The following is a 14,186-nucleotide window of genomic DNA, read 5'->3' on the forward strand; positions in this document are numbered from 1 at the left end:
TGTGTATTATCCCGGCGTTGGACGTCGAGCCACTGGTACAGGAAGGGTCCGATGCCAGATCGGCTAAAGCGCAAGATCAGCGGGCGCGAGCGGCCACCCGCTGCGCGAGACGAGCGGCCACCCGCTGCGCAAGACGCAGCGTCCTCTAGTTGGTCCGCCCTGACCAATTTCGTTGCGCCGGTCGGCCTGCTCGCAGCCTGTCTATATTGGTTTGCATACGTGCGGGCATCGGCCTACTACGGCTTCTTCGGTGTCAGCGGGGCAATCGGGCTACAGTTCCAGAGCCAGGAGAACGCTGCGGACAGTTTCGCGGCGCTCGTCTCTCCGATCGCAGTAATTGCAGGGTTAACACTGGCTGCAGCGGCGATGCACCGCGCGATCAAGGGCATGATCTCTCAAACAATGCGCGCGCGTTCAGCGCGACTTGTCGTCTTTTCGATTTCGCTGATGTCGGCAGTTCTAGTCCTTATGTTCTTAATTATGTGGTTACCGCACGTTCTTCTGTCGAACTGGTCCGGCAGTCCAGGGTGGCCGGTTTATTTATTGGGCTCAGCGGGAGTGCTGCTGTACAACTACGCGTCGCATCTTCGCAATCAGGACGTAGCCCCCCTGCCCCGAGAGACGAGCACCAGCAGATTGAGCACGTGGGCATCGTCCGCTCTCGTCATGGCGTTGATGCTCGCGGCTACTGGCTCGTATGCCTCCAACCTTGGGTTCCAACAGGCACTGCGTGCTACACAGGAGCACGGTTGGCTCAAGAGCGTGACGATCTATTCCAAAGAGAGCCAGTCGCTGACCGGGCCTGGCATAACGACCACCGAACTGTCCGTAACCGACGGTTACAAGTACCGCTACACGGGCCTACGCCTGCTGGCCGTTCGAGGAAACCAGTTCATTGTCGTACCAGAGGCGGAAAGGTTCGGCCCGCCGACGGCGATTTTGGTGACCGATGGCGAAGGCATAAGAATCGAAATATCGTGAATTGGCTGTCGCCTAGCCTCTTGTCCGACGCAGGGGCAGGTGTCGTCGTGCTGACGGGGCACGCGCCTATTGGCTGATGTCGTTCTTGTCGATCTGGAGCTGGAAGTATGCGCCCCAGCCCGGACAAACGCATCTTCTCCGCGCTCCGGCTCAACTCCATGCCGCCCGAGGATATCGACGCCGCCCGGAAATTACTCAGTTCGAGTGGGACATGAGGCGCCGGCCAAGGCCCACTCATACTGGACAGTCCCAGCTCAGGCGGGTCAGAATTGCTCAGTTCGAGTGGGAACTTACAGCCGTCGACCGCAACGACAATCCTTCGATGCCTACGATTGAGCGCAGTTCACGTTCGGCGGTGGCCTGGGAGGTGGCGGCCAGCACGCTTGCGAGTTGATCGGCTGGGACGGCAGGGCCAGTTCCACGACCGCGCGGGCTCATCAGCACGCCGCCGGTGCCGCCGGGATGGCGACCGGAAGAGCGAGTCCCACGTCGGCGAACCAGCCGGCCCCGCGATTGGCCGGCCTCGGTGCGGCTACTACACCAAGCTGTATCTGGACCCCGAGGAGGCGCAGACGCAGTTGTCTATGCTGGTCACTGCCGGACAGGCCGTCGAGAGCCCCCAGTTCGCAGCGGCGCTTGCCGCCGTCCGCACCCCCGGATGGGACCTGGCCGGCCCCTTACGAGACCGAACGGGGTACTGGCCGCCAAGGCATACAGCAGCCGCGCCAACCGCAACCTGCTACCCCGAGCCGGGATCCAAGCCACCATCCCGACTCCGGCCAACCAGGCACACCACCGCCGCCGTCGCAGTCGAGTTGGTGGCCGGCCACCGACGTTCGACACGGTTGTCCACCGACAGCGTCACGCCGTCAGTCGTCACCGACGTTGGAGGACAGGAAGGTGCAGAGTTCGATGCGCATCTGCGCGGCGAGCACGAGCAGCGCGGCCGACTGCACGCCGCCGCACGAGACAACCCGCGGAGGCGGAGTGGCCATGGTCGACCACCCCGCGGCGTCAGCGCCTCGGCGCCCAGCTCGGGATGCCTCGCTCGGTTTCACAGTAGTGCGGGCACCCGCCGCAGCCGGTTCCCCCGCCGAGGCCCACGCCCACATTGAAGTGCTGGTGGATAGCACCGATCATGCGCGCCTTGGGCTTGATCAGGAACCGCGGCGGTGACTCGCGCCAGTCCTTGCGCCAGAACTCATTGATCTTGCGGACGGCGTACATCTGCCCCATCAGGTCGCGGCAGTGGTGGTCGGCGCGCGACTCGTCGTAGAGGTACCGCAGGAACGGCAGCGGGCCGGCGGCCTGGATCGCCGCCTCACGAGCGATGACCAGGTCGCGCCGGTCGATTAGGCCGGCGGTGTACTCGTCCTCGTGCGTGCGGCACAGGCGGGTCACGTTGCGCGGGTGGTGGAACTCCGCCACGAACCGGGCGTCGGCATATCGGTCGCGCTGGTCGGGGTCCACGAACGCGGGCAGTTCGGCACGCTGCCGGGCGAGGGTCTGCTTCTGGTCGTCGACGTGCGCGACGACCAGGTCGACCGTTGCCCCACATAGGACGCAGGCTTGATAGGAACGGGCGAAGCGGTCGAGCGCCGCAGGTGTTGTTGGTCGAGCCACGGCGAACAACTGTATCGATGAAGTCGCCAACCGACCACCGGATTGCCGGCCCGGCCGCGAACACCGCCGGGCGGCCAATGGTCCTTTGCGACGCAGCGACCAACCGGGCCTGGCTGCCAATCTACCCCGGCTGGCCCGGTCGACCGTCAGGCAAGGCAGATCGGAACGGCTCCTCCGTTGAAGGCGATCATGTCGGCCAGGATCGCGAAAGGTTCTAGCTCGGCGCCTTCGGCGGCACCATCGAGTTCGGCGTAGGCGCGGTGGAGGTTGGCGACCAGCCGCTCGGAGTCGAGCAGCTGCGCGTAGGAGCCGAGGTCCGCGCCCTGGGCCGTCTTCAGCGGGGTCAGGCCTTGTACCCGCCCTTGCCGGGCGACGTCCCACACCCACCGCAGGTACGCCTCGTTGGCGTCGATCACCTCCGGTCCGGCGATCGGGCCGTGCCCGCCGACCACGATCTGGGGGTCGAGTTCCCGCAGCAGCTGCAACGTCCATAGGGAGCCGGTGATGGAGCCCATCATGACCAGCGGCGTGACCTCGGAGAACACGACGTCGCCAGCGAACAGGATCCGCTGCTCGGGCAGCCACACCATGGTGTCGCCGGTGGTGTGGGCCGGGCCCGGGTGGATGAGTTCGGCACGGAGGGAGCCGCAGTGGATCGTCATGCGCTCGGTGAAGGTGACCGACGCAGGGCGCAGTCGGACGTCTCCCCAGGTGACGTCCTTCCAGATGCCGGTGAGGTTGAGTCCGTCGGCGATCATCTGCTCGCGGGCGTGGTGGTGGGCGATGACGGTCGCCTCCGGCGCGACTTCGATCGCACCGTAGTGGTGGTCGCCGTGCCGGTGGGTGACGACCAACGTCCGCACCGGCTCGGGCGTGTGCGCGTCGAGGGCTGTACGCAGACTGCGGGCGCGGGGGATCGTGGCGGTCGCGTCGATGAGCACCGGACCCCCGTCGCCCAGTAGGACACCAGCATTGGATACGCACCACCCGCCGTGAGGTTGTATGTAGGCCAGCACGCCTTCGGCTAGTTCTACCAGCTCAGGACTGGATGTGTTCGCGTGCTGCTGCTCGGCCAACGTTGCACTCCCCCGACCATGAATAGACGCATGGGAGTGTGGCAGATTGTTGGGTGCCGGGCCAGCAGTTGTCGGACGACACCGACCCGGCTTGTGCTACATGACTGATCAGCTGGCGCGAGCGCCGCCTTCCAGGTCGTCGATCGCGGCTGTCAGCTCGGCGGCCTGCTGGCGCAGCCGTACCAGGTCGAGGGGCGACGGTGAGGCAGGTGCCTCGACCAGCGCCTTGCCGTTGTTCAAGGCCTCCTGCAGCTCGAAGTACCGCACCTTGGCCTTGTCGGGCCGTTGCGGCGAGCGCAGGACCATCTCCATGACCGCGGCTTCGAGCACGGCAGTGACGGGCAGGTCTTCCAGCAGCGCGTACAGGTTGAGGTACTCGACCACCAGCGTGGACATCCGTACGTTGACGGGGTCCTTGGGGCCCTGGGCGTCGGGAAGCTGCTCGGCGAGTTGCTCGTGCTTGTCGGGCGGCAGTCTGTCGTTTCTGATCCGCTGCCGCCTGCGGTAGTTCGCCAGGACTTCGTCCCGCGTCAGCGGGCCGCGTCCCGGCTCGTACGAGAGTGGTACGGCCTCGCCGGGCATCGCCGGGCCGTCGATGGTCACCTGCGGCTCGGCAATACGCGGCAGGTTGAGCCTGCGCGCGTGCACCCCCGAGCCGTCCCCGTCGGTGGATTTCGCCATGTCCCCGCCAAACTAGGTACCGACACTTTGTAAAGCATTAGTCAGCAGATGTTAGGCGTCATCCCCGGCAGCGGGCAATACACGAGGCGAGCACAGCCTGACCAAATCTCGATCCTCAAGCTGGCGCTCCTGGCAAGATCCGCCCCGAGGATCTGATCACACCCCACGAAAAGCGGAGACAGGTGCCACTTCGCCGGAGTTCTGCTATACAAACATGGGATCTTGAGGAGGTTCCATGTCTAGCACGACATCCGGCTTAGCATATTGCGCTGCCGCCATGGTGGTACTGGGCGCTTCCATCCCCGTGAGCGCGGTACTGGCCGAGTTCCCGACCGCATCTGCGCAGGCGGCCCGCTACGCCCTCGGCGCGGCCGCATTGCTGGCCGCGCTCGCAGTCAAGCGACCGTCAGCCGTGCGCATCGGGCGTGGCGACTGGCTGCTACTCGCGGCGATGGCCGCCTCCGGTCTGGCCGGATTTAACATCGCGCTGATGTCGGCGCTCGGCCATGCCGACGCCGCGGTCGTCGCCGCGATCGTCGGCTGCGTGCCGATCGGCCTGGCCGTTCTGGCCCCGCTGCTGTCCAGGCGGACGCCGGACGGACAGACTCTTGCGTCGGCCACGATCGTGGTCATCGGCACCACGCTGGTGCACGGGGCGGGGACCGCCACAACAGCGGGCGTCGGCGCCGCAGCCGCCGCGCTGGTCTGCGACGTCGTGTTCACGCTCCTGGCCGCGCAGCTGACACCGAGGCTGGGCGCCCTGCGAGTTGCCGCCTACAGCTGCGCGCTCGCGGTGCCGATGCTGGTCGTCTTCGCGGTCTTGACCGGAGAGGTGCAACAGCTGCGTGCGCCCACGCCGACGGAGGCGGCCGTGGTCGCCTTCCTAGGCTTGGTCCTGACCGCCGCGAGCTTCTTGGCGTGGTTTCACGGCATCAGGCGGATCGGTGCCGATGTGGCGGGCGTGTTCGTGGCGCTGGTGCCCGTCACCGCGCTGGCGGTCACGGCAGCCGGCACCGCGTCCGCCCCCCGGCCCGCTGCCGTCCTCGGCGTACTGACCGTATGCGCAGGACTGGTCGCGGCCCTGCACCGTCCGGTGTCGGTGCCGGTTCCCCATCCGACCGTCGCCCGTCCGGGAATCGCGGCGTTGCCGCGGCCGGCATTATTGCCGGCCGCGGCAGCGTGACAACTGTCAGCCCTCGCGCTGCTCGTTCAGTCGCCGCTCGAGCTCGCGGTGGCAGTAGTCGACCATGTCCGGCTCGGTCGGCACGAGCCACAGCAGCCGCAGGTCACCCTCACGAAGCAGGTTCGCCGCCACGACCTCGACCCACACCGGTTCCTCGCGGAACGGGACCTTCAGTCGGCGCAGGTCACCGTCGGGGTGGGAGTACAACTGCGCGGAGGAGTAGTTGGCCCCGGCGGTGGCGTCGGCGCGCAGCACCTCGTCGAGCAGGCTGATGAGTCTGGGGTCGTCGGGCAGTTTGGCGACCTGGATCCGTAGTTGGCCGAGCATCCGCGGCGACCACACGGTCTCGAAGTCCGTCAGCCGTTCGCGGGCCTCGCCGTACAGCCAGACCCAGCGCATCACGTTGAGCTCATAGGCCAGGTGCGGCAGCCAGTCCAGTGCCGCCTGGTTGAGGGCGAGGATGTCCCACGCGACATCGGACACCCAGGCCGGCCACGGCGTCGAGTCGAGCATCTGCCGCACCGCCCGGGTCACCGACGGCGTAGACGTCGGTACGGCCGGAGCGGGATCGCGGCCCTGCGCCAGCAGGTACAGCATCTTGCGCTCGTCCGGGCTGAGCCTCAACACGACACTGACCCGGTCGAGGAAGTCGTCGCTGTAGGAGTGAGACAGGTCGCCACGGTCAAGGAACCCGTACCACCTGGCCGACGACCCCACGAGCTGCGCTACTTCCTCCTGGCTGAGCCGGCGCCGGAAGTCGCCGTTGTCGCGCACCAGGCCGATGACCGTGGCGGGATCCATCCTCTCCCGCCACGTCTTCATCAACGACTTGAGCTCGCCGCCGCGACTCAGCCGCCGCCCCGGCAACCCGGCGGCCTTGCCGCCGCGTACCTCACTGCGAGGCCGTATTCGGCCCGGTTCCCTCTCGCCCACCACTACTCCCCGTTGATGTTCCACATACGAACAGCGTCTCTCGTGGTGAGGTGACGCCGGTCACGTGAAGCTGGTGAGTTTAGCTCAGCGGCTCAGTTCGTGCTGCCCTCAATTTCAGCAGCTCACAGGCACTGACGTTTGCAATTATCGACGCTTATCACTCGGAGTTCGGAACTCAGTGGTTCTTGTGTCACTTTCGGTCATGGGTAAATCTTGCAGCTCATCGCGTGTCGGCGACAGTGCGAGATGCAACTTGCACAGTCGCCGATGTTTTCTGGAACAGGGGGCAGAACGTGTCACGCTCAGTTCTGGTCACCGGCGGTAATCGTGGAATCGGCCTGGCCATCGCGCAGCGATTCGCTGCGGCCGGCGACCGCGTCGCAGTGACCTACCACCACAGCCCGCCGCCGGACGGCCTTCTTGCCGTCAAGTGCGACGTGTCCTCATCGATCGACATCGACCGGGCGTTCAGCGAGGTCGAAGCCGCCCACGGCCCGGTTCAGGTACTGGTCACCGCTGCTGGGATCACCCGGGACTCCACCATCCGGCGCGCGACCGACGACGACATCGCTGCGGTCATCGGCACCAACCTCATCGGGCCGATCTACGCCGCTCGCCGCGCGATGCCGAAAATGCACGCCAACAAGTTCGGACGCATCATCTTCATCTCGTCGGTCGTGGCCGAACTCGGCGCCGTCGGGCAGACGACCTACGCCGCGGCCAAGGCCGGGCTGAAGGGCGCCGCCCGGTCACTGGCTCGCGAACTCGGCCCGCGCGGCATCACGGTCAACGTCGTGGCCCCAGGCCTGACCGACACCGAGATGATCAAGACTATCCCGGACAACATCATGCAACGGATGGTCGACACGATTCCCGTCGGGCGTATCAACGCACCCGACGACGTCGCACGCATGGTGCTCTTCCTCGCCGCCGACGAGCAGGGCACGACCAACGGGGGCTTCTATGCCATCGACGGTGGTGCAGCCACCGGCCACTGACAGCGGCCGCTTCACGGGGGTGAAGGAACACAGATGAACCGAGACGACCCACAAGCCTGGTCACGGCACCTGACCATGCCCGACGCCACCGCCAGCACCGCCTGGGCAGACCGCGACCTGCAGGACCCGGTACCGCGGCCCGGCGTGAGCACCTCGGCTGCCCGCCTGATAGCCGGGGTCTGGCCCAGCAGCGGCGAACCGCGTGTCATCGCCGCTGTCACCGGCCAGCGATCCATCGCAGACACCACTCGCCTGGCCCGCCGCTGGGGAGTACGTCCGTGGCCGTCTGACCTCGACGAGATGGACTTCCCGAAGGTCACCGCAGTGCGGCTGTATGTCGATGCTGAGGCCATCCGGCTGGTGGTCGGCAGGATGACGTGGGCTTGGGCCAGGCGACCGGCCGGCTGGCAGGTCGAAACGGGATGCACGCTCGGTCTCATCGCCATAGCACCGGAAACCGGCCTTGTCGCCGACGAGGAGATCGACTGGAAGTTCCAGGCGGCCATCGGCACCGGCGCGGCATATTTCGGCGACATCAGCGTCGTCGATCTCACCTGAACACCGCCGGCCGCGGCGCAGCAGACTGCGCCGCGGTCGGCGCGCACTACAACACGGGAGGAACATGTACACCACACGCAGGGCCTTCATAACCGCCCTCGCCGCCGCCATCGCCGCCACTGCGGTCGCCGGCTGCGAAGGCTCGGCGATGGGCGACGGCAGCACCGACACCACCACGCTGACCATCGGCATCCTCGCCCCACAGACAGGGCCGCTGGCCGCAATCGGCACCGATATGCTCGCCGGCTGGCAGCTATACCTCGACCAGCACGACGGCAAACTCGGCGGACATCCAGTCCGCGTCATCGTGGCCGAAGAAGGCGACGGCGGCGCCACCGCCCGCGCATCCGTCGACCGCCTCATCAAGCAGGAAAAGGCGTCCGTGATCGTCGGCGCGGCGAGCGCACCAGCGGTCGCCACCGCCGCCGGGCCGACCCGCGACGCACAGATCCCGCTGATCGGCGTCGGCGGCCGCCCGTCGACCATCAGCGACGTGGCGTACCTGTGGCACACCAGCTTCGACAGCCGCGACTACGGCAAGGCGATCGCCGCCCACATCGCCAAGACCGTCCCCGGGCCGGTGTGGGTCATCGGCCCGGACTACCAGGGCGGCCACGACCAGATCTCCGGTTTCGTCGACGCCTACCTGGCCGCTGGTGGCAAGCTCGCCAACGCCGACGGCAAGCCGGTCTTCACGCCGTACCCGGCTACCACGAACTTCGGCCCGTGGCTGGCACAGGCCAAAGCATCGGGCGCCAAAGCGGTCTACGCGTTCTACGCCGGCGCACCGGCGGTCGAGTTCGTGCGCCAATACGCGCAGTTCGGCCTACACGGCACCGTGCCGCTGTACGGGCCGGCGTTCTTGACCGAGGGCGCCGCTCTGCAGGCCCAGGCCGCGGCCGCCGCCGGGGTGTACACCGTGGCTAACTACTCCCCCGACCTGCCTGGACCGGCCAACCAGGCCTTCACCACGGCGCTCGCGGGGCGGATCAAGGGCGCGCCCACCGTGTACCACCTGACGTCCTACGACGCCGCCGCGCTGCTCGACAAGGCCATCGCCGCAGCCGGACCCGACCCGACCCCGCAGGCGATCAACACTGCCATCACCGCTATCACGACCGTCGACAGCCCGCGTGGCACCTGGCGGTTCAACGCCCAGCACACCCCTGTACAGGCCTGGTACCTGCGCCAGGTCACCGGCGCAACCCCGGCTAACACGATGGTGACCACCCTGGCCACCATCGGCGCCTGACTCGAAGTTCGACGAAGGGCACCTGTGAGCACCTACCTGGTCGTCGTCATCGACGGTGTCTGCTGGGGAATGCTGCTGTGCCTGACCGCATCGGGGATGGCGCTCGCGTACTACGCGGGCGCCACCCTCAATCTCGCCCACGGGATGATCTTCCTCGCCGGTGGCTACATCGCCGCGGCGCTCGCTGGAACCTGGGCTGGCCTGGCCGCGGCGATCGGCATCGCGGTCATCTGCGGGGCCGCCGCGGGAGCGGGTTTCGCCAGACTTCTGCGCCCTGTGACCGGGCACCTCCGGCAGGCCCTGGCAACCGCAGGCATGGCCCTGATCGGAGGCCACCTGCTCACCGCCGCAAGGGGCGCAGATCCACTGTCGGTCGCCGCACCACCCGGCCTCGACCACGCCGTGAATATAGGCACACAGCCCTATCCCGCCTACCGGCTGGCGCTGCTCACCGTGACCGCGCCACTGATCGGCGGACTGTGGTGGCTGCTCCACCACACCCGCACCGGATCGCTCGTCCTCGCCAGCGCCGAAGACCCAACGGCGCTGGCATTGCTGGGTCAGCGTCCGCAATTGCTGCGCACCGGCATCCTTGCCGGTGCGACCGCGCTCGCCGCAGTCGCTGGCGTCCTCGGCGGCCCGCTGATCGGACCCGCGCCCGGCGTCGACCACAGCATCATGGTCACCAGCCTGCTCATCGCCGTCACCGCCGCCGGCAGCATCGCTCGCACCGTACCGGTCGCCCTGGCCGTCGGCCAACTGCAGACCACAGCTCTCGCAGCGTGGCCGCAGGCCGCACCATACCTGCCCTACGCACTGCTCGCGGCCGCACTGCTTGTCGGCGCCGTCCTCCGTCGCGAGCCTGCCTCATGAAACAGCTGGTGCTCCATCGCTTCGCCATCGCTGCGGCTACGGTTGCCGCGGCCATGCTGCCTTGGCTTGCCGACGCGTATACCGTCTCCGTTGCCGCCTACGCTCTGATCCTGGCGCTGATCGCGGCCAGCGCTCACGTTCTGCTGATAGCCGGCCTGCCCAGCCTCGGCCAAGCCGCCTACCTCGGCCTCGGCGCCTACGCCGCGACGTGGTGCGCACGGGACGTCACCACCAGCGCGCCAGCGCTGCTGGCGGTCGCGGTCGGCGCATGCGTGACGGCCGCCGCAGTCATCGGCGTGGCGCTGGTCCGGACCCGGGCCACCCTGTTCATGATCCTCACCTTGATGGCCGGGGAACTTGCCTACACCGCGGCGGCCCAACACGGAGAAGGACTCGCCGCGCCTGCGACCAGCCTGGGGCCTGACGTGCGACTAACAGCCGACGGGCACATCTACCTGTACTGCCTCACCGTCACTGCGATAGCTCTCGCCGGGCTGTGGCGGCTTCGCAGCAGCAGGACGTGCCTGATCTGGCGGGGCATCGCTGACAACGAAGCCCACCTCCGCACCACCGGCCACCACGTCGAGAACCAACTGTGGTTGGCGTACGTAGCAGCCGCAGCAGCAGCCGGTGTGGCTGGGGCGCTCCTGGTGACCGCTCACCGGTTCGTCGGGCCAGCCGACATGTCCGCGGACATAAGTGCACTGGCGTTGCTTGCCGCGATCATCGGCGGCCGATCCGCAGCAGGAGCGGTCGCTGCCGCCGCCGTTCTGATCGTAGTGCGCGACCTGTCCGGCGGCTTCCTCTCGGCCCACACGCCGCTGCTGCTGGGCCTGGTCTTCCTCGTCGCGGCGTATCTGCCCCATCGGCGCCTGCAGGCGGCGCCGTGAGCGACCTCCCGCTGCTTGCTATCCGGGCGTTGCGAGTCACTCGAGGTCGCACCCCGGTCCTACGCGGCATCGATCTTGACGTGCACCCAGGGGAGGTACACGCCATCGTCGGCGCCAACGGCTCGGGAAAATCCACGCTGCTCGAAACGATCGCAGGTGGCCTTCGCCCCGATCATGGCCGCATCCTGCTGAACGGACGCGATATCGCCGCCAGTCCGCGCCATCAGATCGCCCGCCTCGGGGTCGGCAGGACTTGGCAGCACCCAGCAGTTTGCCAGACCCTCACCGTCGCCGAGCACCTCGCCTTAAACCCCCGCACGGCCACGCATGCCGAAGTGGTACTGCAGCGGTTTGATCTCCACCACCTCCTCCAACGCCAAGCTGGTCTTTTGTCCTACGGTCAGCAGCGCCGACTTGAACTGGCGATCGCGCTGGCCTCCGGCGCGACGCTGCTCCTGCTGGACGAGCCGTCAGCAGGACTTCCCGACGACGAGATCGATACCCTGACCGATGCTCTCCGCGGCCTCGGCCCTCACATCGGAGTGCTCCTCGCTGACCACCACCCCCAACTGACCGAACTGGTAGCCGACCGGGTAAGCGCAGTTGAAGCAGGATCCTTGCACCCAATCACCCGACAGAGCGCCAGGTCAGTCAGCCGCATCGCGATCGCACGGGCCACAGAGCCTGCCGGCGATGCGCTCCTGTCGGCATACATACCGGTGACGGACCGTATGGCCGCCACCACGTTCGATCTCCAACCTGGGCAGGCCAAGTTGATCGCCGGACCAAACGGGAGCGGAAAGTCCACCCTGCTGCACGTAATCGCGGGTATCGAACCAGCGCCTACAGGCACCTCGATCCTGCTGGCCGGTACCCCTCTGTCCGAGATAAACGTTGACGCACGTGCACGTGCTGGGGTCCGCCTCCTGCCTCAACGACGACGCCTGTTCACCAAGCTCACCGTCGAACAGAACCTACTGGCGGTCAGCGGTGCAACCAAAACCGCAATCGTCTCGATCGCTAACCGATTGCCCGGACTGTCAGCTTTACTGACACGGCGTGCCAGCCACCTGTCGGGCGGCCAACAACAGTTGGTTGCTGTCGCCCGCGCGCTGGTTACCCAACCACGAGTGCTGCTCGCCGACGAACCATTTGAGGGTCTCGACGCAGCCGCTACCCGATCGGTTCAGAGCGCCATCACCGATTTGCTCGGCACGGGATCAGTTGCAGTGATCGCCGAGCATCGCACCGTCGCACTTGATCTTTATGTAGCGCGCGCTTGACCGCGAACACCGCCGGTCGCCTGCCTTTTAGGTTCCGAGCTTGCGTCCAGATCTGTCGCCGACCAGCGCCATCGACTACTTACGACAGCATGCGGGTGTCGCGCCGTCGGCGCGACACCCGCATGCTGTGCCGTACGTGTGCCCGGGGCAGTCAGAACTACTTCATCGCATTGATGAGGAACGTGACCGCAGAGATGACCGCCGCTAGTGCCAGCAGCACACCTTCCCAGCCCGCCAGGAGATCCGCGGACCGACCGTTCGAAGCACGAGGCCGACGCCTTTTACTAGCCAACGGCGCTCTCCGTCCAACGACAGGCCGTTTGGGGGGTACGATCCCGAGCACGGGACCTCCTTCATCTCTCAAGGGATGTTTCCGAATGGGCGGCGCTCGGGCCTACCCCGGCGCCGCCTTCCACGACTCAGTCGTGTGTCTCGACGGTATCGTTTAGACCGTCTACTTCGCATCTCACGAACGATGCCGAATGAGTGCCGCACAGGCACATCAGCCTGGTGGCCCGTTTTCTCACGTCAGCTCATTACCTACAGGCCGTAAGCACGGTGCAGCCCGCCAGGCCCGGGGCCTGCGATGGACGAATGAGCAGCTCATGGCTCTCAAGCTGCACGTTCCGGGGGCACCGCGCCCACTGGGTTGTCAGCGAGATTGGCGGTCGAAGTGCTTGTCACTGAGACGACATACGGTAATGCAACTTGCCTTGGAATCGTGCCTGACCCACCTAGAGCACACCCGCTTCTCATTCCAATACGGGGCACATAGTCGTGAATAAGGAACATCTTCCGCTAGCTTATCTGCGTTGTTTATGCATAGCGCATTGGCAACAGATTCAGCATCTTAGAAGCTGAAACCGAGAAGGCCGCCAAGAGATTCGCAGGCGAGAATTGGCGTTGCAGCAAGCCGAGTATTCCAGCATTGACCGTACGTTCGTACGGTCACCGGTCAGGCGTGGACCGATGACCGGTACCCGGTCAGCGTGCGGTCAACTGTGCGGTGACCGGGCAACGGGCAAACTGGATGACCGGGCACGCGTGCGACCGGTTGACCGGGCAACGTGGTTGACCGGTTGACCGGTTGACCGGGCGACGGGGGCGACAGGGTGACAGGGTGACAGGGTGACAGGGTGACAGGGTGACAGGGTGACCGTACGGCCGTACGGTCACCCTGGGGTGTGGGTGACGGTGTCGGGGTGACCGACTAGCGCGAAGCGCAGAACTGATCCGGGCCGCGCGCTGAGAGTGATCTTGTGCGGCCTTTTGCCGTGCGACGTTCCTGCCGACCGATTCCACCGGTCGGCGACAGCCGACCGGCTGCCGACCGGTCGGGGCGATCCGCGACAGCCGACCGGTCCGACCGCGACCGCGACCGGTCCGACCGGTCCCACCGCGACCGCGACAGCCGACCGGTCCGACCGGTCCGACCGCGACCGGTCGGCTTGAGCGCGGTTCGGTCTGGCCGCTACCGGTGCGTCGCCGGAGACGCTCGTGGTCGTGACGGGCGTCGTGCCGGCACGACGCCGTACCGGAACGTTCGTGTCTGCGTACCGGGACGCTAGTGTCGACACGACGCCGTACCGGAACGCTCGTGCCGCCGTACCGGAACGCTCGTGCCGCCGTACCGGAACGCTCGTGCCGGAACGCTCGTGCCGGTGTACCGGGACGCCCGTGCCGACACGACGCCCGTACCGGAACGCCATCGCTTGCGGCCGTTCGTGCCACGCGTGTCTAGCTCGCGAACGCCACGCCTACGGCCGTTCGTGCCACGCGTGTCTAGCTCGCGAACGCCACGCCTACGGCCGTTCGTGCCACGCGTGTCTAGCTCGCGAACGCCACGCCTACGGCC

The 14,186-nt window shown here is 66.8% G+C and carries 13 protein-coding genes; 8 read left to right on the forward strand and 5 right to left on the reverse strand.

Annotated elements, in window-relative coordinates; translation table 11 throughout:
• Positions 1-219 precede the first annotated feature (219 nt).
• Positions 220-981, forward strand: a complete 762-nt coding sequence (locus AB0B66_RS10745; protein WP_360526256.1) for a hypothetical protein — start codon at positions 220-222, stop codon at positions 979-981.
• 869 nt (positions 982-1,850) lie between these two features.
• Here the strand turns inward: AB0B66_RS10745 and AB0B66_RS10750 are convergent.
• The 4 genes from AB0B66_RS10750 to AB0B66_RS10765 form a co-directional block, all read right to left on the reverse strand.
• Positions 1,851-1,976 (reverse strand): hypothetical protein, encoded by a 126-nt coding sequence (locus AB0B66_RS10750; protein ID WP_360526259.1) that lies wholly within the window; start codon positions 1,974-1,976, stop codon positions 1,851-1,853.
• 19 nt (positions 1,977-1,995) lie between these two features.
• A complete protein-coding gene (locus AB0B66_RS10755; protein ID WP_360526262.1) occupies positions 1,996-2,604 on the reverse strand; it encodes a hypothetical protein in 609 nt (202 codons plus the stop codon).
• A gap of 146 nt (positions 2,605-2,750) precedes the next feature.
• Positions 2,751-3,620 (reverse strand): MBL fold metallo-hydrolase, encoded by an 870-nt coding sequence (locus tag AB0B66_RS10760; protein WP_360526332.1) that lies wholly within the window; start codon positions 3,618-3,620, stop codon positions 2,751-2,753.
• A gap of 168 nt (positions 3,621-3,788) precedes the next feature.
• Positions 3,789-4,361 carry a hypothetical protein gene (locus AB0B66_RS10765; RefSeq protein WP_360526265.1) on the reverse strand — a complete coding sequence of 191 codons (573 nt, stop codon included), beginning with the start codon at positions 4,359-4,361 and terminating at the stop codon, positions 3,789-3,791.
• Positions 4,362-4,596: 235 nt separating this feature from the next.
• Between AB0B66_RS10765 and AB0B66_RS10770 the strand changes: the two genes are divergently transcribed.
• Complete coding sequence (locus tag AB0B66_RS10770) at positions 4,597-5,544, forward strand: DMT family transporter (RefSeq protein WP_360526268.1); 948 nt, start codon at positions 4,597-4,599, stop codon at positions 5,542-5,544.
• 6 nt (positions 5,545-5,550) lie between these two features.
• Here the strand turns inward: AB0B66_RS10770 and AB0B66_RS10775 are convergent, their stop codons facing one another.
• On the reverse strand, positions 5,551-6,345 hold the full coding sequence (locus tag AB0B66_RS10775; protein ID WP_360526271.1) for a hypothetical protein: 795 nt from the start codon (positions 6,343-6,345) through the stop codon (positions 5,551-5,553).
• Between the two features lie 425 nt (positions 6,346-6,770).
• Between AB0B66_RS10775 and AB0B66_RS10780 the strand changes: the two genes are divergently transcribed.
• The 6 genes from AB0B66_RS10780 to AB0B66_RS10805 all read left to right on the forward strand — a co-directional run bounded on the left by AB0B66_RS10780 (position 6,771) and on the right by AB0B66_RS10805 (position 12,331).
• Positions 6,771-7,475 carry an SDR family oxidoreductase gene (locus AB0B66_RS10780; RefSeq protein WP_360526335.1) on the forward strand — a complete coding sequence of 235 codons (705 nt, stop codon included), beginning with the start codon at positions 6,771-6,773 and terminating at the stop codon, positions 7,473-7,475.
• A 33-nt stretch (positions 7,476-7,508) separates the two neighbouring features.
• Entirely contained in the window at positions 7,509-8,033 is a 525-nt protein-coding gene (locus tag AB0B66_RS10785; RefSeq protein ID WP_360526274.1) for a hypothetical protein, read from the forward strand.
• 64 nt (positions 8,034-8,097) lie between these two features.
• Complete coding sequence (locus AB0B66_RS10790; protein ID WP_360526277.1) at positions 8,098-9,285, forward strand: ABC transporter substrate-binding protein; 1,188 nt, start codon at positions 8,098-8,100, stop codon at positions 9,283-9,285.
• A 24-nt stretch (positions 9,286-9,309) separates the two neighbouring features.
• Positions 9,310-10,158, forward strand: a complete 849-nt coding sequence (locus AB0B66_RS10795; RefSeq protein WP_360526280.1) for a branched-chain amino acid ABC transporter permease — start codon at positions 9,310-9,312, stop codon at positions 10,156-10,158.
• Positions 10,155-11,048 carry a branched-chain amino acid ABC transporter permease gene (locus AB0B66_RS10800; RefSeq protein ID WP_360526284.1) on the forward strand — a complete coding sequence of 298 codons (894 nt, stop codon included), beginning with the start codon at positions 10,155-10,157 and terminating at the stop codon, positions 11,046-11,048. The genes AB0B66_RS10795 and AB0B66_RS10800 overlap by 4 nt, the downstream gene beginning before the upstream one ends.
• Positions 11,045-12,331, forward strand: coding sequence for an ATP-binding cassette domain-containing protein (locus AB0B66_RS10805; protein WP_360526287.1), 1,287 nt, complete (start codon positions 11,045-11,047; stop codon positions 12,329-12,331). The genes AB0B66_RS10800 and AB0B66_RS10805 overlap by 4 nt, the downstream gene beginning before the upstream one ends.
• Positions 12,332-14,186: the final 1,855 nt, after the last annotated feature.

Origin of the sequence: Catellatospora sp. NPDC049111 (assembly GCF_040648615.1) — a bacterium.
Classification (GTDB): Bacteria; Actinomycetota; Actinomycetes; order Mycobacteriales; family Micromonosporaceae; genus Catellatospora; species Catellatospora aurea.